The organism is Levilactobacillus tongjiangensis (assembly GCF_003946345.1).
Taxonomy (GTDB): domain Bacteria; phylum Bacillota; class Bacilli; order Lactobacillales; family Lactobacillaceae; genus Levilactobacillus; species Levilactobacillus tongjiangensis.
In genome coordinates this window covers 15138-41364 of sequence record NZ_RHNY01000008.1, presented here as the reverse complement: position 1 = coordinate 41364, position 26227 = coordinate 15138, and the positions used below count along the sequence as shown (strand labels likewise).

General features: G+C 47.1%; 23 protein-coding genes and 1 tRNA gene. 9 read left to right on the top strand and 15 right to left on the bottom strand.

Annotated features, from left to right (window positions below; translation table 11 throughout):
* Position 1 precedes the first annotated feature (1 nt).
* Entirely contained in the window at positions 2 to 436 is a 435-nt protein-coding gene (locus EKM75_RS06235; protein WP_164508744.1) for a MarR family winged helix-turn-helix transcriptional regulator, read from the top strand.
* 522 nt (positions 437 to 958) lie between these two features.
* On the top strand, positions 959 to 2293 hold the full coding sequence (locus tag EKM75_RS06230) for a C1 family peptidase (RefSeq protein ID WP_125693009.1): 1335 nt from the start codon (positions 959 to 961) through the stop codon (positions 2291 to 2293).
* Between the two features lie 189 nt (positions 2294 to 2482).
* Here the strand turns inward: EKM75_RS06230 and EKM75_RS06225 are convergent, their stop codons facing one another.
* The 6 genes from EKM75_RS06225 to EKM75_RS06200 form a co-directional block, all read right to left on the bottom strand.
* Entirely contained in the window at positions 2483 to 3613 is a 1131-nt protein-coding gene (locus EKM75_RS06225) for a glycerate kinase family protein (RefSeq protein WP_125693007.1), read from the bottom strand.
* Between the two features lie 25 nt (positions 3614 to 3638).
* Positions 3639 to 4943 (bottom strand): GntP family permease, encoded by a 1305-nt coding sequence (locus EKM75_RS06220; protein ID WP_125693005.1) that lies wholly within the window; start codon positions 4941 to 4943, stop codon positions 3639 to 3641.
* Positions 4944 to 5304: 361 nt separating this feature from the next.
* Positions 5305 to 6537, bottom strand: coding sequence for a serine hydrolase domain-containing protein (locus EKM75_RS06215; RefSeq protein WP_125693003.1), 1233 nt, complete (start codon positions 6535 to 6537; stop codon positions 5305 to 5307).
* 125 nt (positions 6538 to 6662) lie between these two features.
* Positions 6663 to 7334 (bottom strand): 2,3-bisphosphoglycerate-dependent phosphoglycerate mutase, encoded by a 672-nt coding sequence (locus EKM75_RS06210; protein WP_125693001.1) that lies wholly within the window; start codon positions 7332 to 7334, stop codon positions 6663 to 6665.
* Positions 7335 to 7974: 640 nt separating this feature from the next.
* Entirely contained in the window at positions 7975 to 9045 is a 1071-nt protein-coding gene (locus EKM75_RS06205; protein ID WP_125692999.1) for a DMT family transporter, read from the bottom strand.
* A gap of 40 nt (positions 9046 to 9085) precedes the next feature.
* Complete coding sequence (locus EKM75_RS06200; protein ID WP_125692997.1) at positions 9086 to 10033, bottom strand: AEC family transporter; 948 nt, start codon at positions 10031 to 10033, stop codon at positions 9086 to 9088.
* Between the two features lie 366 nt (positions 10034 to 10399).
* Here EKM75_RS06200 and EKM75_RS06195 point away from each other — a divergent pair, with 366 nt between their 5' ends.
* The 4 genes from EKM75_RS06195 to EKM75_RS06180 all read left to right on the top strand — a co-directional run bounded on the left by EKM75_RS06195 (position 10400) and on the right by EKM75_RS06180 (position 15350).
* Positions 10400 to 11527, top strand: coding sequence for an LCP family glycopolymer transferase (locus tag EKM75_RS06195; RefSeq protein ID WP_125692995.1), 1128 nt, complete (start codon positions 10400 to 10402; stop codon positions 11525 to 11527).
* Between the two features lie 412 nt (positions 11528 to 11939).
* Positions 11940 to 12587, top strand: coding sequence for an EAL domain-containing protein (locus EKM75_RS06190; RefSeq protein WP_125692993.1), 648 nt, complete (start codon positions 11940 to 11942; stop codon positions 12585 to 12587).
* A gap of 229 nt (positions 12588 to 12816) precedes the next feature.
* Positions 12817 to 13947 (top strand): GGDEF domain-containing protein, encoded by a 1131-nt coding sequence (locus EKM75_RS06185; protein ID WP_125692991.1) that lies wholly within the window; start codon positions 12817 to 12819, stop codon positions 13945 to 13947.
* Positions 13948 to 14108: 161 nt separating this feature from the next.
* Positions 14109 to 15350: an RNA-guided endonuclease InsQ/TnpB family protein gene (locus EKM75_RS06180; protein WP_164508743.1), complete on the top strand. Its 1242-nt coding sequence runs from the start codon at positions 14109 to 14111 to the stop codon at positions 15348 to 15350.
* Between the two features lie 161 nt (positions 15351 to 15511).
* Here the strand turns inward: EKM75_RS06180 and EKM75_RS06175 are convergent, their stop codons facing one another.
* From EKM75_RS06175 to EKM75_RS06165, 3 genes are all read right to left on the bottom strand, one after another.
* Positions 15512 to 15934: a PTS sugar transporter subunit IIA gene (locus tag EKM75_RS06175; protein WP_125692987.1), complete on the bottom strand. Its 423-nt coding sequence runs from the start codon at positions 15932 to 15934 to the stop codon at positions 15512 to 15514.
* Between the two features lie 36 nt (positions 15935 to 15970).
* The gene (locus EKM75_RS06170; protein ID WP_125692984.1) at positions 15971 to 16582 is read right to left on the bottom strand and encodes an HAD family hydrolase; all 612 of its coding nucleotides are present in this window, start codon (positions 16580 to 16582) and stop codon (positions 15971 to 15973) included.
* Between the two features lie 97 nt (positions 16583 to 16679).
* A complete protein-coding gene (locus tag EKM75_RS06165) occupies positions 16680 to 18104 on the bottom strand; it encodes an MATE family efflux transporter (protein ID WP_225426668.1) in 1425 nt (474 codons plus the stop codon).
* A gap of 380 nt (positions 18105 to 18484) precedes the next feature.
* Between EKM75_RS06165 and EKM75_RS06160 the strand changes: the two genes are divergently transcribed.
* The 3 genes from EKM75_RS06160 (at position 18485) to EKM75_RS06150 (ending at position 20882) form a co-directional block, all read left to right on the top strand.
* The gene (locus EKM75_RS06160; protein WP_125692982.1) at positions 18485 to 19510 is read left to right on the top strand and encodes a hypothetical protein; all 1026 of its coding nucleotides are present in this window, start codon (positions 18485 to 18487) and stop codon (positions 19508 to 19510) included.
* A gap of 145 nt (positions 19511 to 19655) precedes the next feature.
* Positions 19656 to 20654 carry a hypothetical protein gene (locus EKM75_RS06155; protein WP_125692980.1) on the top strand — a complete coding sequence of 333 codons (999 nt, stop codon included), beginning with the start codon at positions 19656 to 19658 and terminating at the stop codon, positions 20652 to 20654.
* Positions 20655 to 20717: 63 nt separating this feature from the next.
* On the top strand, positions 20718 to 20882 hold the full coding sequence (locus EKM75_RS06150; protein ID WP_191988798.1) for a helix-turn-helix domain containing protein: 165 nt from the start codon (positions 20718 to 20720) through the stop codon (positions 20880 to 20882).
* A gap of 163 nt (positions 20883 to 21045) precedes the next feature.
* Here the strand turns inward: EKM75_RS06150 and EKM75_RS06145 are convergent.
* The 6 genes from EKM75_RS06145 to nadE form a co-directional block, all read right to left on the bottom strand.
* Positions 21046 to 21130: transfer RNA gene (locus tag EKM75_RS06145), tRNA-Leu, on the bottom strand.
* A 79-nt stretch (positions 21131 to 21209) separates the two neighbouring features.
* Positions 21210 to 22091, bottom strand: coding sequence for a homoserine kinase (thrB, locus tag EKM75_RS06140; protein ID WP_125692978.1), 882 nt, complete (start codon positions 22089 to 22091; stop codon positions 21210 to 21212).
* A 19-nt stretch (positions 22092 to 22110) separates the two neighbouring features.
* Positions 22111 to 22590 carry a SprT family protein gene (locus EKM75_RS06135; RefSeq protein WP_125692976.1) on the bottom strand — a complete coding sequence of 160 codons (480 nt, stop codon included), beginning with the start codon at positions 22588 to 22590 and terminating at the stop codon, positions 22111 to 22113.
* Positions 22583 to 24775, bottom strand: a complete 2193-nt coding sequence (locus EKM75_RS06130) for a Tex family protein (RefSeq protein ID WP_125692974.1) — start codon at positions 24773 to 24775, stop codon at positions 22583 to 22585. Before EKM75_RS06130 ends, EKM75_RS06135 begins: the two co-directional genes overlap by 8 nt.
* A gap of 151 nt (positions 24776 to 24926) precedes the next feature.
* Positions 24927 to 25361, bottom strand: coding sequence for a hypothetical protein (locus EKM75_RS06125; RefSeq protein ID WP_125692972.1), 435 nt, complete (start codon positions 25359 to 25361; stop codon positions 24927 to 24929).
* Positions 25362 to 25382: 21 nt separating this feature from the next.
* A complete protein-coding gene (gene nadE, locus EKM75_RS06120) occupies positions 25383 to 26213 on the bottom strand; it encodes an ammonia-dependent NAD(+) synthetase (protein ID WP_125692970.1) in 831 nt (276 codons plus the stop codon).
* Positions 26214 to 26227: the final 14 nt, after the last annotated feature.

Genomic DNA, 26227 nt, shown 5'->3' with positions numbered 1-26227 from the left:
CTTGGACACTATCAAATTAGGAAAGTTCATTGGAGCACTCCAACGTCGCTTTCAGACGGCAACGAATCGTGAATTAACGCTCCCTGAAATCAATGCCAGTAACGCAAATTTTCTGCTGTTTATCAGCGAACATGACCGGGTTACTGCTAAACAAATCACAACCGAACTAGCCATTAATAAAGGCCTAGTTAGTCGTGAAATGACCCGTCTTGAAAACGCTGGTTACGTCACCCGAGTCCCCGATGCCACCGACCGACGAGCCACTTGGGTCAGTATTACCCCTAAGGGCCTGACTGCCTGTGAAACAATTCGTCAAATTAAACAAGCGCTCTGGGATCAAGTTCTCGTTGATACATCGGCAGCTGATGTCGAAGTATTTTTCAATCAATTGGCATCCCTGAGTGAGCGTGCAAAGGTATTCGATCATCTCCAGTAATCTATTTTCACAAGAACCAGGATTTAACACTCATTTAAGCCAGTAATTAGCAAAGGGTACTCACTACAACTCCACACGGAGTTAGCGAGCACCCTTTTAATACCTTAGCTGCCTATTTACGCTTAACCAAATGTCTAATCAGCCAAATAATCCCACCAAAGACTGCAATCCAAAAGACAAAACTAATTATGTAAAACAAAGAATCTCCCAAATAGAACATCCTGACATCCCCTGACAAGTATATTCATTTAAATAATGGGCTTGGTCGTTTGGGTTGTCAACCAAAAGTTGTGTGCGCCAAAGACTGGTTAGTCAATGAATATTATCACATAATCCCGGTCTTGGATTGCTTGTCTAGCGAGTTACGCAGAGCTAACTGCCTCTCGTCGCACGTTTCAACCATATAAGTTCGGAGTGCAAAGGGGCTGAGACTTTGGTCCCTAGCCCATGAATTTCAACCACCCCTATACAAAAATGAGAAGATTGGGGTACAATGAGAGAATAGTTAGGAGAGTGACGTCATTGAGTAAAGAAATCACGGCGGATCAAACCGCCCGTTACCAACAAGCTTTAGCTGCTGACCCCACCGCAAAGGTCTTAGAACGGGCCGTCAGCCATCAAGGAATTTTAGCAACTTCTGCCGATTACGCTTCAGAAACCGACATGACTCCCGTCTTCTCCATTGATTTGGACACTGGGAAAGTTGCCAATCAAAAGCAAAGTGGCCGTTGCTGGATGTTTGCCGCATTGAACACGATGCGTCATCATTTAGCCGACCTCTTCAACTTAAGCGATTTTGAATTATCTCAGAATTACACTAACTTCTGGGACAAGTTCGAAAAAGCCAACTACTTTTACGAAAACGTCTTGGCCACTGCTGACCAACCAACGTCTAGCCGGAAGGTTGCCTTCTTAATGGCTACCCCACAACAAGACGGTGGTCAATGGGACATGCTGTGTGCCATCATTGAAAAGTACGGAATCGTGCCTAAGTCTGTCATGCCTGAAACTTACAACAGTTCCAAGTCCAGCGAACTCAACAGCACGTTGAACTTAAAGCTGCGTAAGGATGCCGTTATTTTACGTAAATTAGTTGCCGACAAGGCCAGTGATGCTGACATTGCTGCTGCTAAGGATAAAATGTTAGGCGAAGTTTACCGTTTACTGAGCTTCTCACTCGGCGAACCCGTTAGTGAATTCGACTTCGAATACCGCGACGACGATAAGAACTACCACATCGACAAGGGTCTAACCCCTAAGTCCTTCTTCGACAAGTATGTTAACTGGGACTTAAGCGACTACGTTTCCATCATCAACGCCCCAACTGACGACAAGCCATACAACCACACCTACACCGTTGAAATGTTAGGTAACGTGGTCAACGGCCGTCAAGTCAAGCATTTGAACGTCACGATGCAGGACTTCAAGCAACTGGCCATCAAGCAATTACAAGCTGGCCAATCCGTTTGGTTCGGTTGTGACGTTGGTCAATCCTCAGAACGTCAAAAGGGTATCATGGACACCAAGTTCTACGACAAGGATGCCCTCTTCAACATCGATTTCTCCACGACCAAGGCAGAACGCCTCGATTATGGTGAAAGTATGATGACCCACGCCATGGTCTTAACTGGTGTCGACTTAGTCGATGGCCAACCAACCAAGTGGAAAGTTGAAAACTCTTGGGGTGAAAAGGTCGGAACGAAGGGTTACTTCGTGATGAGCGACGCTTGGATGGATGAATACTGCTACCAGGTTGTTGTGAACAAGCAATTCTTACCTGACGACTTGAAGAAGACGCAGGAAACCGAAGAACCAACTGTTCTGGCACCATGGGACCCAATGGGTGCTTTAGCTTAATCAAAAACTTATTTTCTTGATACAGTCCAAAAAGGTTCGTGAAATCTTAGTGATTTCACGAACCTTTTTAAGTTAGCTGATTAATTTTTGAGCATTTCAAGAAAAGCTTGCCGTGGACGCTCATGCTGTAGCCGCCATATCACAGCGCTTCTCAACGAATCTAGCCTGCCCACAAAGTGCCAAGGCGAGCTACTTAATTACGCGGGCAATGTTTTCCGCCGTCCGGGCCAGGTTGGCCTGCCCTGTTTGAATGGCAGTTGGCAAATCAACGACTCCCGGTAGGATGCCAAAGATGGCATCGATTCCCAAGTCATAGAGTTGGTCGATTCCCTCACCCACATTGCCGGCCACCCCGATCACTTTAGCGTGTGGACTGGCTGCCTTCACAGCCTGCGCCGTTCCCATTGGGGTCTTACCATACTGAGTCTGAAAATCAATGGCTCCTTCACCCGTAAAGGCCAGATCAGCACCCACCGCTCGTTCTTTCAGATGCGTTTCCCGAACCACAATTTCGACACCTTTCTCCATTTGCGACTGGGTAAAGGCTAACAGGCCCGCACCCAAGCCACCGGCAGCACCGGCACCAGGATAATCTGCCAAGTCCTTTCCCAAAGTTTGTTTAATAATTGCCGCATAATGGGCCAAGTTCGCATCCAGGACGGGAACCATCTCTGGTGTGGCTCCTTTCTGTGGGCCAAACACGGCTGCTGACCCCTTGGGTCCCACCAACGGATTCGTCACGTCGGATGCGATACGAATCTTAGTTTGGGCCACCAACGGATCAACTGCAGAAACGTCAATACTGGCCAACTCACCCAGACCACCGCCGCCCCGTTTGATGGGGTCACCAGCAGAGTTGAGGAACTTGACGCCCAGCGCCTCAGCCATCCCCTGACCACCATCCGTGGTAGCACTGCCACCGATACCAATGACGATTTCCTGGGCACCGTGGTGCATCGCATCCAACATTAGTTGACCAGTCCCATAGGTCGTCGTAATCAGGGGATTCTTAGTCTCATCGTTGATAAACTGAATCCCACTGGCTGCGGCCATTTCAATGACGGCAGTCCGTTGATCACCCAACAGCCCATATTCAGCTGATACCGTTTCACCTAAGGGGTTTAGCACATCGGCGCGTTTAAAAGTCCCCTGTGTGGCGTCAACCAAGGACTGCACCGTCCCTTCGCCACCATCAGCCATTGGCACAATTTCATAGTCTGCTTCCGGGAATACTCGTTGTAAACCGGTGTGAATAGCCTCGGCTGCTTGCTTGGCGGTCAGACTTCCTTTAAATGAATCTGGGGCAATCACAATTTTCATAGATAAACCATCCTTTTCCCGTAATCTAAAGCAAGGTAAACATAACGACCCCAACCACTGTCATCGTTAACCCAACAGCCGTTTCATAAGGGACTGATTGCATCCGCTCTTTCAAAGTCATATTCATCGTATTCGCCGTCACGTGGAAGTAGTTTCCCTGTGGCAGGTGGTCGATCACTGTCGCACCAGTATGGACCATCACAGCTGCGGCTAATGGTGCCGTGCCGAAGGCCAAGATAGCTTTCCCAAACGACCCGGTAGCTAAGATAACACCAGTTGACGTCGACGCTGTCGCTGCGGCCATCAAAATACCAGCAATTGGTGCCAAGAAGGTCCCAGAAATACCGGAGATCTTAATCAGATGCACAATGGCTGCAGGGAGTGTTGAGGTCGTAATCAGACCACCGATTGCCCCGGCACCAATCAGGATCAGAACAACGTCCGTCATCCGTGCCATCCCAGCCTTGGTGTAGGCCAAGACTTGCTTGCCCTGGTGCATGGCTAGCATCCCAACTAACCCAGCCAGTGGCAAAATGTACATGGCATCCACTTCAAATTTTTCTAATAACCCAATATGTAAAATACTACCGACGGGGTTCAACAGAAGCAGAATGACAGCCAGTACGGGAGCCACAATGGAGGACCGCAGCGAAGGCAGTTCTGACGGTTCGTCAGACGTGCTCTGGTCTTGATTGGCCTGCACGTCGGCCATTGTAGCAATAGCACCCCGATGCCGCAGCAACGTAGCAATCAAGACGGTCATGATTAACCCAAAGACAGCCGGAATAAAATCAGCCACCATTAATTGGCTCAACTCAATATTAAACCCGTGAGCGGCCGCAATGGTGTTGGGATTAGGCGAGATAATATTCCCGGCTTTCCCCCCACCAGACAGGGCCACCAATAACGCCAGCTTAGAGATTTTCATCCGGCTCCCCACCTCTAACGCAATTGGTGCCACAATCAGGACGGCCACGGGAATGAAGACCCCCACAGCTGTAATGATCATGGTTGCCAATGCTAACGAAAAAATGGCGAGGCTTTCCCCAAATTTCGTGACGATGCCCCGGGCAATGGCATTCGCCGCACCGGACTCCATCATGACACCGGCAAAGACACCAGCAGCCAAAACCCGGACGACAGTTCCCATCACACTTTGAGAGCCAGCCACCACGATATTAACAGTCTGCGTGAGATTAGCGCCACCAATGAGTGCACCCACAATGGTTCCCAGGAGTAATGAGTAAACGGGATTTAATTTTCGAAGGATTAAAATAATTGCAAGAGCCAACCCGATTAAAGCCCCAATCCAGCTAACAGAAACTGACACGCGTAGACCACTCCCATCTTAGTCATTGTTGCTCGGTAAATTTCACAAAGTACTCTTGCAGTATAGCGCAATGCAATTCTTTATGAAAGCGCTATATTTATCCGGACTAATTAATGCTGCAACCTTAAATTCACGTTCTACCTGCAGGTATACCGGTTTAATAGGGCCACCTAAATTCGTACAAAATTCGTTTTGGCCCACAATTAATTGGCAGATTAATCTGAGTAATGATTAGGTAATCTCGGAAATTGCCAGGTAAATTTCACAAATGATTCGTACCCAAAAAGTGGTCCGGGACGAAATCCCAGACCACTTAATTTTTATTTATTGAAGTGTGTGCGCAAAGGTGCTTATTGCCAAACTAATTAAGCTTTTTCGCCGTTAACACATGTTTAAAGGTGGTCTTCGCTAACTCTTCAGTCGACCAATCTGGCCACATAGTCTTCTTATAAAAATTGTTTGAGAGGAAGATCACCCCAGTCCGTCCGTTCTTACTCATCACGAACGTCCCTTCGTAAAACTCGCCTAACCCATGACCATAGTAACCGCGTTTCTCAAAGTGATACATCCCCCCAGCGTAGTTAGCATCCGCCGCGTTAGCTTCATGGAGCTCATTAGCCCCACTAGGTGTTGCCAACAAGGTTCCTTGAATGATGGCCCGCTCTGCTCTGAACAGGTCACCAGCACTCATTGTCGCGTTTCCAGTGGCCACTTGGGCCTCCATGTCTCGCATGGACGTTGAGACCGGCGTGGTGTAATCACCCGGGATATTGCCTTTATAGCCCATTGTCATCCCCTTCGTTGTCGACCGAATTTGAGCAAACGAAGTGTGGTTCAAGTCCAGCGGCGTCACAATGTGTTCGTAGAAGTTTTGATAGTAGGATAACCCGGTCACCCGGTTCACAATGGCTGCCAATAAAACAAAACTGATTGGCTGATAGTTAAACTTATTGATTGACTGCTTATCGATTTTGGCCAGTTGGCCAGCATACTGATACACACCCTTTTCAGACAATGTCGTGCTAGGATCGACATCGCCCACCAGACCAGCCTTCATATCAAGCATCTGCCGTAATGTCACTCGATCACTGCCAGCAATTTTCGGGTAATATTTATGCAATTTATCCGTCAGTGAGATTTTGCCGGCTTGAACGGCCCGCATAACTAGCATCCCTGTCATGGATTTTTGAATAGAGTTCACTAAAAACTGAGAGGTGGCTTTGTTCTGTTGGTTTTTTTCAGCATTGGCCATCCCAAATGACCGCTGATAAACCACACGGTCGTTCTTCACAACCAAGGCCGTTCCACTGAATTTTTTGTCTTTCAGTGCCGTCGTCAACTTACCCGTAAATATGGGTGTCCGCCTCCCCGTATTCCGTCGATCAAATGCGGTGACCTGATGCGTGCGTTGGCGGCTACTATCCCGTGCATCCGAGCGAATGTCCCGCTTGATTTTTTTGGCCGACTTACGATTAGACGTCGCGATTTCTTTTTTGTCCTGTGTATCGATCTGATGCATCCCAAAGACCAGGCCGCTTATCCCCAAGATAATGACCAGTAACACACCCCAATGGATCAAATTTCGCTTATTCACTTTTCCCCAATCCCCAATCTTATAGATACTACTAGCTTGATTATACGAAAAAGTTAGCCAAAAACAATGATTTATGAGCATTGCTTCCGCCAACTTAATTATCTTATTCTTTTGTTAACCTTCGACTACAGAACGGTCTTTCGTAGTACGTTCAACCGATCATCAAAATCGTAGCGAATGGGTTCACCATTCGCAACTTCAACCTGGCTGATATCTGCATCCGCCACATGGTCGAGGTACTTAATCAATGCCCGCAACGTACTTCCATGAGCAACCACCAATTGATTGTCACCAGCCAACAACCGTGGCGCAATCTCATCTTCCCAATAAGGCATCAACCGGTGATAGGCCATTTCTAGACTTTCACCCAAGGGCTCCACGTGCGGGCCAAACTGGTCATAGCGTCGGTCCTGAGTCACGTGGTCCAGTAACGGAGGCACCGTTTCGAAGCTCCGCCGCCAAATCTTTACCTGGGCGACCCCTACGACTTCCTGAACGGCTGCCTTATTCTTGCCACGAAGCGCACCATAGTGCCGTTCGTTCAGCCGCCATGACTTATACTCTGGCAAGTAGAGCTGATCAATGGCCTCTAAAATAATGTGAGACGTCACAATTGCCCGCTGAAGCATAGACGTGTGCAGTGCCGCAAACTGGATGCCAGTCTCAGCAACCAAGTTACCAGCGCTCCAAGCCTGAGCCCTGCCTTTAGCCGTCAATGGCACATCGCTCCACCCCGTGAAAATATTATCCCGGTTAGCGACACTCTCTCCGTGCCGTAAAATAACTAGCGTTGCCATCGCCATACTCCCTTTCTCTCAGACATTTCAATCAATTCCCACCAACTATGATACCATAGCTCCCATGGCGTTTCGTCTAATTCGTGTAACCTTTCACGAGAACAATTGGATCACCTGCTGAAACGCACCGTTTAACTTAAGATTGAAAGTTTGAAAACCGTTATCAAACCAAGAATAGTAAAGCGTTATAGACTTAAAACTAGTCTTTTCCAGCCACCTGCGGCTGTCAGAGATTCCGCCTCCGGTTAAACGGATTCTTGGCAACTAAGCTGTTTTAAATACCTACATGACCGCACTTACGCAATATTATTGGCCCCACTAGGTAGCCGAGAGTGAGGCAAATTTGGACTAAGCCGTGGGATTTTCAAGTGATTTTCTTGAAAATGGCGACTTGAAGACGTGCTTTGCGGCTTCAAGCGAGGGGCAAGACCGTTCTTTGGCTTGTCCCGTCCTTCCCGCCGCGTTCCAGTCCAAATTTGGCGAACGGTAAGGCGGCAATTCCCCACTATGTCTGACTAAATCCCATTACCTAATCCTTGTTGCATCAGGCATAGTGGGTGTTTCAGTGCTTTCAAACTTTAGCGTCTAACAAAAAAAGCCACCCGGCCTCCATTTAGAAGGACGCGTGACATTGGTTTAATTAGTCATTTGAGTAATCAGTTGAAGATTCTTCAGCGTGTCGTGCCAATTTGGCTAAGGCAGCTTTAGCAACCGCCGACTGTTCAGCCATAGCTGGCGTTTGAAAGTCGCTGACATCTTCCTCTTCCAAATCGGATTCGCGAGTCTTGACCCGGTTCCCCATAAAGGTAATAACGGACCCAATCAAGATGATGACGATCCCAATAATAGTGTTCGTCAGGATTTTTTCGTGAATCAGAATGGCCGCCATGATTGGGGCCAAGCCTGGTTTGATAAAGAAGACCAGTGACGCGGTGGAGACATCGGAACGTTCCATTGCCAAGAAGTAAAAGGCAAACCCACCACCGGTCACACAAACTCCGATGAAGAACAGAATCCAGAAATACTGGAAGCTAACATTTTGTAAGATCGGCATGGCAGCAAACTGACGTAACCACCCTATCTGACGCATATTTCCAGCAATCACTGGCACGTGAGTGATGGCCATGATGATAAACAGTTCCAATGAGCCAGCCAGAAAAGTGAAACAAGTCATCACAATTCCGTTGAAATCGTGACGAACGGAACCCCACCGCGAAACGATACTGTACAGCCCAAAGGTCAAAGCCGAGGCAATGGCTAAGGTCAGTCCCACGGGATTCGTTAAGTGGGCGGGATTGACGATCACTACCAGACCAATGATGGAAACGATGACGGCAATCAAGTTAGCTCGCCCCATTCGTTCATGCAAGATCAAGTAAGAGAAGATCAAAGCAAAGACTGGGTTACAACTGAACAACACGGCAACGGTAGAGGCTTCATCCACCGTAATTGCTAGTTGATACAGCGTCATACTAATGATGACACAGACCAAGCCGGTCAGGAAGAACAACGCCCAATCACTGCGATTTAAGCGGTGATGTTGCTTATGTAAGGCACGTAAGGCGATTGGCAACAAGACAACGCCCCCAATGAAGAACCGGATGAGGTTCAACTGAATGGGGTTGAACGCCCCACCGGCAGACTTCAAAGCGATTTCCATTGAACTAAACATTAAGGTTGAAAATGCGATGTACAACATTGTTTTTCTCAAAACGAAAAATTGTTCCTCCTTGTATGAACCGACTCAACAATCAGGCAACGTGCTGGACAATCACCATCAGAATCGGAATCACCACTAAACTTAGGAGGGTCGTTTCGGTTACCATGATGGCCGCGTAATCGGCATCCGCTCGATAGAGCTTGGCGACTACTGGTGCATTCGTCATGACGGGCATCGCTGCTTGCAAGATAAAAACCTGTTTCATTAAACTTGGTAAGGGTAACGGTAATACCAGACACGCCATTAAGGTCGGTGCCACAATAAACCGTCCAAACAGGATGCCCCAACTGTCCCGGTTAAACCGGATGTTCTGCAATCCTGCCCCGGCGATGGCTGTACCGATAAAAATCATCGACAGTGGAATCGTCAGGCCACCGATATACTGGAAATCCTTCATGATCCAATCTGGTAATTGGATGTTGAGAAGGACCAAGAGGACCCCCACAATGAATCCCAGCAACGGTGGTGAAAAAATCTTTTGGAGGGTGTCTTTGAGATTGAACTTAGCCTTACCTTGACCATCGCGTTGAATGAGGTAAACCCCCAGCGTCCAAAAGAAAGTCGTGTTTGCCATGTAGTAGACTAACACGAACGGTAAACTCTTCGGACCAAACAACGCCTCGTTCACGGGTAACCCCACAAAGACCGTGTTTGAATTCAAGAACATTGATTCAAACAATCCCCGGTGCCGCGGGTGAATCCGGAACAGGTGGAAGGCAATAATTGAAAGGCCAAACATAATCAGCATTGAAATAATCGGGAACCGTAGATCCGGCAACGTTCGTTTCAACGTGACTGCGGAAAACTTCGCAGTAATCGTGCTGATCATATAAGCTGGTAACGCAATCTGGGTCACCAACCGAGCGATTAGCTTCGGCGCTTGATCGTCAAACCACCCCCGGCGGGAAAGCACGTACCCCAGACTGATCATGACCAAAATGATCAAGACCCCTGAGACGCTTCGAATAAAGACGGCCATCCGCTAACCTCCCCGCTAATCGTTACGAAAAATTAGAGTTTCTTAAGCAACGCGTCTTATTATAGCATAGGTCCGCGCAAACACGCCTTAGCAACCGGTTACAATCAGCATTCTTATCCGGTTTATCCTACCTTGACAGCTTGTGAAATCACCCAATTTGCGGTAAACTTTCCGTCATTATCTGGGAGTTGACGGTACCCACACATTTACGAACGTCGAAATTTATGGTCTAATGGATTAATTGAGTCTACAGATGGGATTCCAGGGAATTTTAAAATCTGGTAAAGTTGGCTGGCCCCCTTTTAACTGATGGGAAATCCGGCTTATAATGGTCTAAAGATTTTGATGAGGATGAGGAAAACAAATATGCCAAATGATAATGAATCACGGCGGCACCACTCCCCCGAAGACTTTGAACAAGTCTACGACCGGCGTGCCGACCGAAACTCACACTACAAACAACCACAAGTTCATCCACACCGTCCAGTCATGTGGACGATTGTCATTGCCCTACTCGTTCTGTTAAGCGGGGGCTTAGCATATGGCTATCAGGCGTGGAACTCGGCTAAGAAGACCTTCAGTCAAACCTATGAAGCCTCGAATGCCGCCAAGAGCCGCAATGTATCAGCTGTCTTACGGTCAAACAAGCCATTTTCAATTCTCTTAATGGGAACTGATACCGGTGCCTTGGGTCGTTCAGATGTTGGTCGAACCGATACTCTGATGGTCGCCACCATCAATCCGCAGAAGGAAACGGCCTACCTGACCAGTATTCCGCGAGATACACGGGTCACAGTTGGTTCTGGCCAGAATGCTTCCATTCAAAAAATTAACGCGGCTTATACCATTGGCGGTGCCAAAACTGCTGTTAAAACAACGGAAGACCTCTTAGATATTCCAATCGACTTCTACGCCATCGTCAATATGGGTGGTCTAGAAAAGATGGTCAACGCAGTTGGTGGTGTGGACGTGAAGCCGACACTAACTTTCCACTATGGTGCGGCTAACGTGGTCAAGGGTAAAAAGACCCATCTTAATGGAAAACAAGCTCTGGATTACTCCCGGATGCGCCACGAAGACCCACTGGGTGACTACGGTCGCCAAAAACGGCAACGAGAAGTTCTGCAGAAACTGGTTGTTAAGGCGGCTGGGCTCTCATCGATTACTCGATATCAAACAATTCTCAAGTCACTGAACGGTAATTTAAAGACTGACTTGACCTTCGACGATTTGATGCAGATTCGAGCTAAATATGGTGATGCGTCCCACCACATCAGTTCTGAAACCCTTCAAGGTCAGGATGCGATGATTGACGGTCTTTCCTATCAAGTCCCTACCACGACCGAATTAAAGAAGGTTTCTAATCATATTCGGAAGACTCTGGGCCTCGCAAACACGACGAAGTTTACGACTGACGCAGATACGTCTACTACTGGTGCCACTGGTTATGACGGTACTACCGGCACTGCCACCAACACCGGTTACGGTTACTAATTGATAATTCCTAAGGTTTCGGGACGATTGTCTCGAAACCTTTTTTTCTGGTCGACCAGTCAAAGTAACCAATTAGCGCGAAGTATACAATTATATGCTATGATAAGTGCAGACATCTCGCCTGCATTTTTTGATTGCGACAATTCTGCCAATTTGGTATTTTTGACAAGATTTATCAGTCGCTGGCAAATGACGAGAACACTTCGATAATGTGAAACAGTGCTAGAATTGCTCGCTTATTCTTGTAGAAATGAATTGCGACCCCGATAATCACTAGGGTAAGCGAATCATACCGTTCTGAAGTTACCACACTAAAAGATATATGTCGTTGTGCTTTTTTAATAATGCGTTAAAATAGATTTAAACTTATCAGAACGAATAGCCTTTAAAGCGTCCAAAGGAGAGGATCGGCATGTATCGATTTTTCGTACAGCCTCAAATAAATCAAGATGATAACCGGGTTTTTGGTTACGAAGTCTTACTTCGTAAGCAGGAAAATGACACCTGGGTTTTGCCTAAACACTTCACGGATATTTCCGTGACCGACCAGGCAAAGCTCCTGGAAGAAGCAGCAGCATCTCTACACACCGCTGTTAATAACCAAGTCTTGGCCTTTAACCTTAACAACCAACAACTACGAGATCCTTTAACTCTGGGGACAATCATCGCGCTGAAAAAACGGATTGCTCCTGCAGCACTGACAATCGAATTGACAGAGGCACCTACGTTAGATGAGATGAAACTCTTCAGTATGTCCGTCCATCAGTACGGTATTGGCTTAGTGTTAGATGATGTGGGCACTGGAAGTAATACTTACGAAAACATCCGTTTCCTATTACCCTTCGTCGATGAAATCAAATTCGCCATGCAAAACTTACGCATGAGCGGTGAAGGTGACTTAATTCCGGCTAGTTTGGCCTTCTGGGCGCAAACTGCCCGGGACTTTCGCCTTCGGCTCGTTCTGGAAGGCGTTGAGAACGAGCAGGATCAAGAACTTGCCAAACAATTTGGTATTACCCTTCACCAAGGATACCTTTATGGCAAACCTAGTTTAGTTTAAACAATTTAATTTTAAGTTTACGTGAGGCTTGGGAATATCTTCCTGAGCCTCTTTTCGAGGACACTTTTATAAATCTGTTACCAAGCCAGACAGTTGAAACAGCTTTTCTCTATCCACTTTTCTCGGAATGTTTCGTTATCGTGGCAAAAGTATTGATAACGCGTTAATATGTGACAATGAAATTAATCGATAGTAAAAACTTATTTTCCGGATTGGATGGTGACTCACATTGACTTGGTCCCACTGGTTCGTGACGCCGGCCTTTACCAGTCTCTTTTTTCTTCTCGGCGTCTTAACCCTGTATTGGTTCCTCACAAACGAGATTATTCGTTTTCTTAAAAATCGTGACAAACATCCCGACCCTGATCAAGTCCGAACTCACGTTGGGGTCATTTACATTACCCTCTTAATTGTTGGTATGCAATTGGCAGTCAATGGTACTTCTAATAGCTGGGTCTTCGCAAACTTTCAAATATTTGCAATTGTCTTCGTCAGCTACTTCCTACAATTGGATATCCGTTTATGGCAGCTGATCAGTGTGATCATAATCTTCATGATTGTCAATGGTACCATGTTCTTCGGTCTATCTTGGGTTTTCGCCGCCTTTTACATTGGCCTATTCTATGTGATGAAACTGGTAAAAAAGCATCGCCATCACCATTGGTTAGACTTCGTTGACTATACAATAGCCAGCCTCGCGTTTTCCGCGGTTCTCTGGGGACTGATTGGCATTCGCTTCAAATTGCCAGGCAACACCCTTCTCTGGGAATTGATTTTCAGTTTCTTCCTACTCACTATTATGTATATCTACTTGGGAACATTAATCTCTAGTGCGTCAACGCTCGCCCAACTAACTTATACGACCAACTTCGACGAATTAACGAAGGTCAAAAATTATTTTGCCTTCAAAAATGATTTCGAACGCGGCTTTGGCCAGAGTAAACTTGCCAATCAGCCACTGACCCTGATGCTATTTGACATTGATCATTTCAAAAACGTCAATGACACGTATGGTCATCTAGCTGGTGATTACGTGCTTAACCGCACGGCTAACCTGATTACGCAACAGTTACAAGATATTGACCCGGAACTTTCACTTTACAGAACCGGTGGCGAAGAGTTCACCATCCTCTTCACCAATTACACAACGGACCAAGCACGCACCCACATTGATGCCATTGCACAGTCCATTCGCGAAGCCAAATTTGAACAGGCTGGCGAGCAGATTACTGTTCGCCTCTCAGTGGGCGTAACCCAAGTCCGTCGAGCAGACGCCGAACAACTGGACGTTTATAAACGGGCTGATCAAAATCTCTATTATTCTAAACGCCACGGCCGAGACCAAATCACAGTTGGCTAAAATTAGCGCTGTTTCTTTCCAATGGGAAATTGAAACAGTGCTTTTTTGCTTACGACTTTTTTGGTATTTCGTATGAAAAATGTTATAAGGTAAACGGGGTGAATAATCAACGTGAACATGTTATGGTAAGGCTACCAAAAAATCAGATTGGTGGTGGCTTCATGAGCGACTTTGGACAACTCCCCTATCGTTTTGGCATCAAGGTAAGAATCTACCCTTCCGACCGGCAAAAACAATTGATTAAGCGTAACGCTGAGGCGTATCGTTTCGTCTACAACGAGCATCACGCCATTCAACAGCGATTAGAACATCTTCATCAGATTAAACACCCACCAACCAAAGTCCACACACTCATCCAACACCTCACCAAAAGTCTAGACTATCAGCGAATGGCCCTCAATCATTCTTTCCTAGCAGATCCTCGAATTGACGCCCACGTCCGATTACAGGCCATCATTGACTATCACGATCGACAGATGGCTTACCAACTCGGACGGGCCAAGCGTCCCCACTTTCTACGGAAAAGTTATACGTGGCGGTACCAGTTGGCTTGTCAATATCACCATCGTCGCCACGGTTCCCTCCGCAACGGATCAATTGCATTCACCGACACACACCACGTCACACTGCCCATCATTGGCCGATTACGAGTGGCTGGCTCCCAGCGCCGTCTACTGAGCAGGGAGGCCCTAATTCAGATTACCCTGGTAACCCTGACTAAAGATGCGGTTGATCACTATTACCTTTCCCTACAACTAACCAGTCTAGTCCCCTTTGTTCGACACTTAGACGATCAACCACGACCTATCGGTATCGATCTGAACACTGCTAATTTTTTAACCACTTCAACAGGTAAAACTGTAGCCAGTCCCCATTTCAATCGCCGACTCAGTTTCCGTTTTAGGCGAGCGGTACAGCGACTAAATTGGCAACGTCATTTAGCCCAAAAAGAAAGGCGACCCCTAAGGACCGCCAGAAATTACCAAAAACAACGTCAATGCGTGGCAAAACTACTCATTAAGCTACACCAGCAACGCGAAAATTTTTTACAACAATTGAGTACCCAAATTCTTCGTCATCACGATCTCGTAGTTGCGGAAGAACTTCGTGGTCAGGACCCGGCCCGTAACTATGCCATGTCTTGGCGTTTTCGCGACCCCGGCTGGATTTCATTACTGACCATGCTGCGCTATAAAGCGCAATTGTATGGGCGAACATTTATCACGGTTAATCCCGTTTCAACTACCCAGACTTGTAGCCACTGTGGCTACGTCCTGCATGGCCAGCAAAAACTGACTTGTCGTGAACGCACCTGGTGGTGTCCACACTGTCTGACGTTCCACCGCCGTGATCAGAATGCCGCCCAAAACATCTTAAATCGTGGACTGATTCGCTTAGCATAATAGCTCCCCCGTTTGGCAACTTGCGGGTTTGGCGTGACAAACAACACTTAACCTAAGAAAAATCACGCAAATTACGGTTCCTTGGTTGCTGACCAAGGCTCGTAAGCGTCCAAGACGCAGTTGACTACCAACCGTGGAACCACTGAGTCCACGCAACTAACTTAAAAATCTTCCTGATCAGCCGTCGTTTCGTTAGGATTCTCCACGTGGCGAATTCCTGCTCTAGCAGCCGTTTCAATCCGTGGAATCACTTCCGTCAGCGGCTGATCCTGACTCGACAATGCTTCAATCAACATTGGCAGGTTTAACCCTGAAACGAGACCATATTTATCTGCATGTTGTGCAACAATTTGCTTAGCGGCATTGTAGGGTGATCCACCCCACAAATCCACCAAGAACAATAACTCATCAACGGGTCGCATTGCTTGAATTGCGGCCTGGTAATGATTGGCCAGGTCTTCAACGCTCTCCTTAGCCCCCAGCGTAACTGCTGTCACTTTGGGCGCTTTGCCAAAGATCATCTCGGCACTCTGTAAAATGCCACGGGTAAACTCACCGTGGCCAGTGACGATTATGGCTAACATGTTGCCATCCCTCTCCTCTTATTTCTGAAGAAACCATTACATCATTTTTAACATGGCTTGTGGTGTTGCAAAACGAACGTCAGGTGTAAAGTCCCGTGGCTGACGCCCATTCCAAGCGGCAAAACCAAAGGTCACGCCTGCTGCTTTGGAAGCCAGCGCATCATAGGCTGTATCCCCGATGTACATTGTTTCAGCAGGTGTGGCACCTAAGCGCTGCATGGCTAACAGAATCCCATCAGGCTCCGGTTTACCATGGGCAACATCTTCAGCAACAACTGCGATGCTCATCTCTGTATCTAAGCCTTCAGCCGTCACATCACGTTCATACTCAAATTGCTGCTTTGATGTCATAATTCCCAGGTGGGCGCCAGCTTCTCTCAATGCTGTCAACGCAGGTTTGACACCTGCATACACTTTAACCGACTCACGATATTGAGCCGTTCTCGGTCCCCAGGCAGCTAACACATCATCAACATCGGCGATGCCCAGTCGTACTAATGCTTCACGACTAGGAATACCAAAAGTCGTGACCAATTCTGCGTACTCCCGGTCAATTCCCCGTTCGTGAAGAACGGCCTGAAGGGACTTCATGTACATCGCCTCCGTATCTAACAATGTACCATCAATGTCAAAAATAAAATTTTTCATTTAAATAACTTCTCCTCAATCACAGGTTGGTTGACCCTTAGTGTATCAAAAAAGGATGCAGTCATACCGACTACACCCTAGTTTATCACGCTTTAGGTTAGGACTCTAATTTGGGAGATGCTGCCATCATTCTTGGCGCATCCAAGCTGTCTTCCGTAGTTTCGGTCTTCCCTTCAACGACGTCAACAGAACGCTGTAAGTTCCGCAATTGCTTAACCGCCCGAATCCAAGAAGGCACTAAGATGGCACATGATTCCAGCCAAGCTAATGGTTCTGCAGAAACTGCACCAGCATAGCCAAAGGCTTGAACCATGAATAAAGCGGCAAATACCCGCATGGTTAATTCACCAACACCGGCCAAAGTCGGCAAAACACGTCGTCCCAATCCCTGGAGGGTGTTCCGAATAATAAACAGCACGCTCAACAACAGGTAGGTACTACCGATAATGTTGAAGTATGTCTGTGACAGGTGAATAACGTTCTCGTCAGCAGTACCAATAATCAAGGTCACGATTGGCTTACCGAGGAAAATGACCAACCCACCAGCGAAGACAGCAAAACTCCCTGATAACCACAGAGTTTTTTTAACCCCTTCTAAGATTCGACCAAATTTACCCGCGCCAAAGTTCTGTGCGGCAAAGGTCGCCATAGTGACGCCGAATGAAGACATTGGTAACGAGCAGAGTTGATCAACCTTAGACGCGGCCGTCGAAGCAGCAACGGAATCGGTTCCTAATGAGTTCAACGCCGCCTGCATGACCATTGTCCCAATCGCAATGATTGAGAGTTGGAATCCCATTGGCATCCCCGTTGAAAAATGTTGCCATAGTTCATTTAAATCAAATTTGAAGTCTTCCTTTGAGATGTGTAGTAACGGAATTGACCGAACAATGTAGCCCACACATAGTAATGATGCAATTACTTGAGAAATAACGGTTGCCCAACCAGCCCCGGCGACCCCCATATGAAAGACTAAAATAAACAACAATTCCAGAATCACGTTAACCACAGTCCCAACCATCAAGAAAATCAGTGGTGTCCGTGAATCACCTAATGCCCGAATAATGTTGGACAACAGGTTAAATGCCATGGATGCAAAGATACCAGCGAAAATGATGCTGATGAAAGTTCGTGCGTTGTCAAAGATTGACGCTGGTGTTTGCATTAACTTTAAAATAGGATCAACAAACGTTAATGCTAAAACCGTTAAAACAACGGTCATTAAAATCGAAATGATAATGCTTGCAGCAAACGACCGCCGCACGCCACGATAATCGCGTGCACCAAAGCGCGTTGCCGTAATGATGGCCAAGCCGGCAGTTAAGCCCTGCGCAAAGCCAATAATCAGAAAGTTAATGGAACCAGTAGCTCCAACAGCGGCGAGCGCCTTGACACCAAGGGTTTGTCCCACAACAACGGTATCGGAGACGTTGTACAATTGCTGAAATAAGTTACCAATCAACAATGGAATCGTGAAAAAGAAAATAAGTTTCAGGGAATTGCCCTTGGTTAAGTCGCTCATACGCCGACCTCCTTCTAATATTTATCTTGCAAAACACACAAGAGGACTACTATAACGCGAAACACCCGGATTGTCAGTAAATTTGCTCACTTATTTTTCAATCGAATTTTCCGCTGTAATAAGGCATTCTACGCCCTTTTTAACCGCATTTGAACCCCCATTCCCACTGAAAACGATTTCCTTTGAAAATTGTTATCTGTTTGTCATTTTCTGGTGACATTTTGGTATCATTTTCAGAAAACGGCTTCAATTATTCAACAGATTGCGTGATTCATCAGTGGCTTGCCTACTCCCATTCATTAATATGCTTATTCTCATGCATTAAAAAAAGCGTTACACTAACTATTGAAGTGGGATACTCATTATAGGGGGTAATTAGATTGTTAACATTTAGAAAAACGAGTGCTGTACTGCTCATGCTAATAGGGGCCACAGTTGGCAGCTTAGCTGTCACGAATGCATCCGCCATGAGCAAAAGCAAGCTGGCCCAGTTGAACAACTACGCCAAGCTTGATAAAAAGACCACTAAGACCACCAAAAAGGTCGACAGTGAATTCGATAAGGTTGGTATGCGAAATCTAACCCGACTGACTCGAATCAATATGAGTAGTTCCGTCGTTGAAGATTTCCAGCCGGACGTCTTTACCATTGGTCAACCACTCGCAATTGGCAATGAAAATCGAACTCACGGAGTCACCCTGGGGAAACATTCTGTCGTCGTTGGCAACGTTAGCACTTGGAGAGTGGCCAACGTTGACACAACCGTCCTTTCCAAAAAGAATCAGAAGAAAGTTTTGAAAGTCATCGGAAACAAGTGGCCGTATGCTGTATCCATGAAGAAGTTGACTGCATCTGCACAAGCAGCCTTTCTAACGGAACACAAATCCAAGACAGCTTTTGCTTACGGTGCCTACTCAAATCTTCCCAGACTCTATCGAAAAAACTTGCAATCCTATTTTGACATCGACAAAGCCAATAATGGCTTTGTGACAGTCACTGCTGATAATTACTTGAATTACTATAATAATTACACCACCAAGTCAGGGAAAGTGGACTACACCAACATTGCACAATCCATTAAGATCAAAAAGTTCACTCGTGGCAAATCTACGTACACCTACTACTTAGCTAAACCAATGACTGGCTTCGGAACTAAGAAGGTAAAAGTCGCTGGTAAAACCCTCTACAAATTAACGATGTCACTCGGCCACGTTTTCCAAGCCTATGATAATGACAACGGTGACGCCGGAACCTTCCGGATCACAGTCAACGTCGGTAATCAAAAGTTTTACGCCAACCTGCAAGATATTGCCGAGTCGTACGCTTACTATTTGCAAGGTAGCCCTAATGGCGAATCATCCTTCAGCGAACAAAAAGCTAAAGCCTACATTCAAAGTTTACAGTAAGTCGGCAGCGATACCCGGACTAAGAAAGCAGACAGGGAGTTCTCTTTTTTGAAGTGAACCCTTACCAATTAACTAGGTATGTTTTAATGCTTCACAGTTTGCGCTATAATGCTTGCGAGTCACATATATTAGGGGGGGAACACAATTGTTAAAATTGAAAGGTATTGTCAGTCTCTTGTTGCTTGGGGCAATTTCAGGGATTGGATTTACTACACTCAAGGCATCTGCCCTGAGTTCAAGTGCCACCAAATATCTAACTGCTACGCAAAAGACAGATAGTAAAGCCACAACCATGAGTAAAAAGGTGGACAGAGAATTTGATAAAGTTGGCATGTCTAACCTTACAGCACTCACTCTAGACGGTCAGAATAATACGTTGCCTAATGCACCCGCAACGGACGTGTTTTACACGACTAGGGCAGTAAAAGCTTCGAATGGCGCAAGTAAAACTGTGACACTTGGGAAAGGGTCAGTTGTTTCGGGCACTGTATTTCAAAAGGGAACATTTACCATCTACAACTCCCACTTAAGTAAAAAGAATCAAAGTAAAGTGTTTAAAGGACTTGGTACCAAGCTCCCGGGAAGTGCCATTTCAACGACCAATGGTACACCACTCACCAAGTACACTAAAAACACAGCATTTGCAAATAATGGTGTTCGTAATTTGATTGACTTGCAGGAAAAGGGCCTACAATCATATTTCGACACAGATCGTGCAAATAATCCGTTTATTAGTGTAACGTCAGACAACTACTTGAATTACTACACGACTAGCTACAAGTCTGGCAATAATACAAATTACAGTAAAATTTCGCAGTCAGTAAAAATCAAGAAATTTACGCGTGGCACCTCTAATTATACCTATTACCTAGCCAAGCCATTAGCCGGATTTGGCACAACTAAGACACGAGTAGGTAAAACTTATCTTTACAAACTAAAAGTCTCTCTGGGCCATGTATTTATGACTCATGATAATTTTAACCATGACACCGATGGTTTCAGAATTACCGTTAACGTTGGTAGTAAAAAGTTCTATGCCACACTTGGAAATGTCGCAGAATCTTATGCATGTACGCTTCAGGGTAAGACCTTTGCTAAGTTCGACAGTGCCAAAGCCAAAAGTTATATTCAAGGTTTACAATAATAAAAGCAAGCATGAAGTGAACCCCCAAGGTTGGACGTTCTGTCCAACCTTGGGAGTTTTACTATGCTTAAGTTTGATTTAGATTTTAGGATTAAAGTCGTCACCGAATACTTAAGTGGTATTGGCTCAACTTCACTAGCTAAGAAGTACCGAATCAGTGAGGAAGGTATCATTCTTCTTTGGGTTAGTCGTTTCCAAAAAAACACGGTATTGATGGACGGAGATTAAACGGCAGGTGTCACTTCAAAAAAGAAAATTCGCTATCTGCCTTTTTATCCCGTTAGCGCACCGCTAGCTCCCCCACTCATTAACTACTAGAAACATCCACTTTTCATTAATTCCACAAAAAAAACAGCAATCAGAAATCTGATTGCTGTCGCCGTAATTATGATGCGGCCAAGAAGATTCGAACTTCCACCCGGATTACCCGGACAAGATCCTTAATCTTGCGCGTCTGCCAATTCCGCCATGGCCGCATTAACTCACAAGAAATAGTATAACAAATGATTTCGCACCTGACAATATTTTTTGCAAGTTAATTCAAAAAAATTTTATTTATGCATCAGTTAAGACCGTCGCACCGTCCTGATCCAGCTCAATAATCCGCAGGCTACCCGGCAGATCCTGATCCGCTAATTTCCCGCGTAAGAGGGTCAGTTGTGCTGACGTTCCAAACGTGACGACCGTAGGCCCAGCCCCACTTAAGTACGTCCCCATAATATCTAAATCATGAGCTGCATCCCGAATCGTATTAAGCTCGGGAACGAGTTGTGACCGCGCTTGTTCGTGGAATTCATCGCGTTCAATCATCTTCGCCGCGAGTTCCCAATCTTTTTTCAATAATGCAGCAACCAGGACGTTGGCCGCACTGCTAGCATGCACGGCCTTGTTCAAAGGCAACGTCTTCGGCAATGCCTCACGACTCTTTTCCGCCATCAACTTCTGGCCGGGAATAAAGACCAGCACCTGCAGATCAGGTAATGGTAACTTAATCGCATCGGCATGGACACCATCCACTGTAGCAACCGCGGCTTGACCCATCAGCGCTGGGGCAACGTTATCCAACGCCCCACCCAACTTGATGGCCCAGTCTAACTGTTCTGGAATCGTCAAATCCAACTCGCCAAGCTCATTAGCAATCTTGATTCCCGCAATGATGGCACTCGTTGAACTCCCTAACCCCCGTGACACTGGAATATCAGACATCACGGTTAACTGATGGGGCGCCAAATCTGGTTTAATTTTCAAAGCCGTTTGGACCATCAAATTATTTTCATCCCGCGGAATGTCGGTTCCCAACGCATGGTTGACCCGCCATTTCTCAGTTTTTTCCTCAATAATCACCGTTAAATACAGATGTAACGCTGCCCCAATTGAATCAATTCCGGGGCCCAGGTTCGCCGACGTTGCGGGAACCCGAATAATCGTTTTTCCCATGAGCTCTTGCCTCCTAAGCCTAATGCGGACGGGTGGGTGCTAAAACAATCTTTTGCCAGGCCAAGCGACCATGACACCGACCACACACCATCTTTGTAACATCAATTTTTCTTGCCCGGTAATACTTCTGCTGGCAGTTTGTACAAATGTACAGATACCAACGTCTGACCCGGGGCTTTTGATTTACGGGTGCCGGGGCATAACGTAGTCCCCCCACCTGTTTCAATAACTTTTTAAAGGCAACCGTTCGATGTTGCCCGGATTGACCGCCCAAATGTAAATGGTAATGGCACAACTCATGCTTGATGACGCCTACCAAAGTGGCTTCGTCGTGCTCAGTTAACATCCGCGGATTAATTTCAATATTGTGGTCCTGTAACCGGTAGCGGCCACCCGTCGTCCTTAACCGCGAATTAAACACAGCCCGGTGACGGAACTCCTTGCCAAAGCTTTCGCGTGAAATTTGTTCCACCAGTCGCTGTAGCTCTTCATCAGTCATGGTGATCAGCTCGCATCGTCAACTGAATGCGCTGGCGGTTCTCATCAACCGTCAGGACCCAGACGGTCACGACATCCCCAATCGTCACCACTGTGCTGGGATCACCAACGTAATGGTCCGCCAACTGGGAAATGTGAACCAGTCCATCCTGCTTCACGCCAATATCCACAAAGGCCCCAAAATCAACAACGTTGCGGATGGTTCCCTGGAGCTCCATCCCTGGCTTCAAATCAGCCATGGTCAGTACATCCTGCCGTAATAACGGTGCAGGCATCGTATCCCGCAGGTCTCGGCCCGGCTTACTCAACCCGTCAATAATATCTGTCAAGGTTGCCGTCCCAACATCTAACTGGGTTGACCACTGCTGCCGGTTTAATTGTGCCAGCTTCTGCTGTAACTTAGCTGTTCCCACATCGCTCAGCGTCGCTGTCACACCGTTCAACAATTTTCTAGCCACCGTGTAACTTTCGGGATGAATATCCGTATTGTCCAGCGGATCGGTTCCGCCAATGATTCGGAGGAATCCCACCGCTTGCTGATAAGCCTTGGGCCCCAACCGTGGGACCTTTTTCAAAGCTTGCCGTGACGTGAACGCACCGTTCTCATTCCGGTAAGCCACCACATTTTTCGCCGTGGTTGCCGTCAACCCGGAAATATGGGTCAGTAGTTCCGGACTAGCCGTGTTCACATTAACGCCGACCTGGTTCACAGCCGTTTCCACCACGCGGTCCAGTTGTTCATCCAGTGCTTTTTCCGGAACATCGTGTTGGTATTGCCCAACCCCCACAGCCTTGGGATCAATTTTGATCAGTTCAGCTAAGGGATCCTGCAACCGCCGACCAATGCTGACGGCCGACCGTTCTTCTACGTGAAAATCAGCGAATTCAGCTCGGGCATTGGCACTAGCCGAGTAGACGGACGCCCCCGCTTCATTCACCAATACGTAGTACACGGGATGGTCTAACGTTTTGAGAATCTCACTAACAAATTCCTCCGATTCCCGACTCGCCGTCCCATTACCAATGGCAATCATTTCCACGTGGTAGGTCTCCAATAACCGTTTGAACTCTGGACCCGCTGCCGTCCGCTGCTTGCCACTTGCCGGCTTATGTGGATAAATGACCTGCTTAGCCAAGAAACGGCCGTTAGCGTCCATTATAGCCAGCTTACAGCCAGTCCGGTACGCAGGATCAAATCCCATCACTACTTTGCCCTTCAACGGCGCTTGCATCAACAGGTGGTAAAGGTTATTGCCAAATACCTGAATCGCGTGGTCATCAGCCTTCTCGGTCAATTGTCGCCGGAGTTCCCGTTCGATGGCGGGGCCCAGGAACCGCTTGTAGGCGTCCGCAAAAGCAGCTTCCACTTTCGCCACGGCTGGGCCCTGATGCTGCCCAATCAGCCGAAAGTGCCCGTACTGCAGAATTGAAGCTGAATCTACGTTAACCCCCACTGTGAGGACCTTTTCCCGTTCTGCCCGGTTAATGGCCAGTACCCGGTATGGTGGTAACTGCTTCAGTGGCTGACTAAAGTCATAATAGGTTGCATACACCTGTTGCTCATCGGTTGCGCCCCGTTTTAGCTTGCTGGTCAGCTCGCCGTGTTGCCAAGTATAACGCCGAATCCATTCTCGAAAGGCAGCTTGTTCACTGAATGTTTCCGCCAAGATCTCATGGACACCAGCCCATACGGCCGCCACATCGGGTAATTCCTTCTGCGGGTTTATGAAGCCTTGCGCTTTAGCAGTTAGTCCGTTGGCCGGAAAATGCAGCAACCACTCCGCCAGTGGTGCTAGCCCACTTTCCCGTGCAATCGTTGCCTTGGTTCGCCGCTTTTGCTTATACGGCAGGTAAAGGTCTTCCACCTGCTGAAGAACGGTAGCGTGGGTCAATGACTGCCGCAGTTGTGGGGTCAGCTTCCCTTGTTCAGCGATTAATTTTAAAACATCCTGCCGGCGCTGATTCAACTTCATCAACCGGTGGGCTTCGTCTTCAATGTCACGAATCGCGACTTCATCCAGCGAACCCGTACGTTCTTTCCGGTACCGGGCAATAAATGGGACCGTATTACCTTCATCCAGAAGGGTCAGCACGGCCTGTATTTGGGTCACTTTATACTGACTGAGCTGGGCATGAACCGGCTGAGCCAATTCACGTAAAGCATTCTCATTCTTCTGTGTTGCCATGCAACCCCTCCGTTACGTTTCGTCATACCTGCATTATACCATGGGACGACCGCCCACCGTCCATAACTCGACTAACCCGAGCGGCCAAAAAAATACGCAAGAGTTTCCGCCAATACCGGAATCCTTGCGTATCTTCACGAGTTTTAACGCCCTACATTGGACTGCTCATAATCCGTTGAATTGCCGCAGTCACTTTACCCATGGCATTCTCTTGCGTTTTTTCGGCTTCATCAAACGCTGCCTGGTCAACCGCTTGGTGTTCCACGTCTAAACTATCAGTCATTGACTGACAAGCCTCAGCGTACACCCGGTAAGCCGCTACCAGAGACTTGTGCTTGCCCAATACCCGGACTGGGGCACTGGCTTGTTCAAGTTGATTCAACTTATCTTCGTAACCATCAGTACCGCGTTGAAAATTGTCCGCAATTTTTTGCAGTTCAACTTGGGACAAGTCCCCAACGGTACCATTATCGATGGCTTGACGCATCGTTTCAAAGTCCGCGTTCATTTCTCCTGCAGTGTCTTCCGTTCCTTGCAGAACTTTCGATAAGACGTTGATGTACCCATTCATATTATTTTTACGCATTCTGTTGGCCTCCGTCTTGGTTTATTTCTGCCAGAACGTATCGTAAACGTTGACTGGTAAATGCCGCTTGTGCGCGGTCTTTTGATACCAATTCTCAATTTTTTCTGCCGCTTGTGCATCAATGTCGTGCCCTTCCAGGTAGGCATCAATGTCAGCATAGTGGACCCCTAAGGCTACCTCATCGGGAAGTGCCGGCCGATTCTCTTCCAAATCAGCCGTTGGCACCTTCTTATAGAGGTGCTCTGGGGCACCTAGGTAGTCCAGCATAGCTGCACCCTGGCGCTTATCCAGCCGCCAAATTGGACAAATATCTGACGCACCATCCCCAAATTTCGTGTAGAAACCGGTGATGGCCTCCGCAGCGTGGTCCGTTCCCACAACTGCCCCAGAGCGAGCACCAGCAATGGCGTATTGCGCGATCATCCGTTGCCGTGCCTTGATATTGCCTTTATTGAAATCACTCACAGATTCCTCATTAGCAGTCACTGCGGCCACCATAGCATCCGTCGCCGGTTGAATGTTGACGCGTTCAACCTCATCGGCACCCATGAAATCGATGGCCATCATGGCATCGTCCTCATCTGCTTGTTCACCGTAGGGTAAGCGAACCGCAATAAACCGGTAGTCACGATCATTTGTTTCCTGACGTAACTCAGTCACGGCCTGTTCACATAAGATTCCTGTTAGTGTGGAATCTTGTCCACCAGAAATTCCTAAGACTAAGGTCTTCATGAAATCGTAATGCTTTAAATAATCCTTCAAGAAGTCCACACTGCGACGAACCTCCGTGGCAGGATCGATGGTCGGTTGTACCTTTAAAGCTTCAATAATCGTCTTTTGCATAGCACGCATGCTACTTGCCCCCT

Bases quoted from the DNA above. Each gene is read 5' to 3' on its own strand.
- thrB (WP_125692978.1), bottom strand. From the start codon at position 22,091: ATGGGAAAAACGATTATTCGGGTTCCCGCAACGTCGGCGAACCTGGGC.
- EKM75_RS06210 (WP_125693001.1), bottom strand. From the start codon at position 7,334: ATGGCAACGCTAGTTATTTTACGGCACGGAGAGAGTGTCGCTAACCGG.
- EKM75_RS06180 (WP_164508743.1), top strand. From the start codon at position 14,109: ATGAGCGACTTTGGACAACTCCCCTATCGTTTTGGCATCAAGGTAAGA.
- EKM75_RS06150 (WP_191988798.1), top strand. From the start codon at position 20,718: ATGCTTAAGTTTGATTTAGATTTTAGGATTAAAGTCGTCACCGAATAC.
- EKM75_RS06200 (WP_125692997.1), bottom strand. From the start codon at position 10,033: ATGGCCGTCTTTATTCGAAGCGTCTCAGGGGTCTTGATCATTTTGGTC.
- EKM75_RS06170 (WP_125692984.1), bottom strand. From the start codon at position 16,582: ATGAAAAATTTTATTTTTGACATTGATGGTACATTGTTAGATACGGAG.
- nadE (WP_125692970.1), bottom strand. From the start codon at position 26,213: ATGCGTGCTATGCAAAAGACGATTATTGAAGCTTTAAAGGTACAACCG.
- EKM75_RS06225 (WP_125693007.1), bottom strand. From the start codon at position 3,613: ATGAAAATTGTGATTGCCCCAGATTCATTTAAAGGAAGTCTGACCGCC.
- EKM75_RS06175 (WP_125692987.1), bottom strand. From the start codon at position 15,934: ATGTTAGCCATAATCGTCACTGGCCACGGTGAGTTTACCCGTGGCATT.
- EKM75_RS06195 (WP_125692995.1), top strand. From the start codon at position 10,400: ATGCCAAATGATAATGAATCACGGCGGCACCACTCCCCCGAAGACTTT.
- EKM75_RS06165 (WP_225426668.1), bottom strand. From the start codon at position 18,104: ATGAGCGACTTAACCAAGGGCAATTCCCTGAAACTTATTTTCTTTTTC.
- EKM75_RS06190 (WP_125692993.1), top strand. From the start codon at position 11,940: ATGTATCGATTTTTCGTACAGCCTCAAATAAATCAAGATGATAACCGG.
- EKM75_RS06135 (WP_125692976.1), bottom strand. From the start codon at position 22,590: ATGACTGATGAAGAGCTACAGCGACTGGTGGAACAAATTTCACGCGAA.
- EKM75_RS06125 (WP_125692972.1), bottom strand. From the start codon at position 25,361: ATGCGTAAAAATAATATGAATGGGTACATCAACGTCTTATCGAAAGTT.
- EKM75_RS06130 (WP_125692974.1), bottom strand. From the start codon at position 24,775: ATGGCAACACAGAAGAATGAGAATGCTTTACGTGAATTGGCTCAGCCG.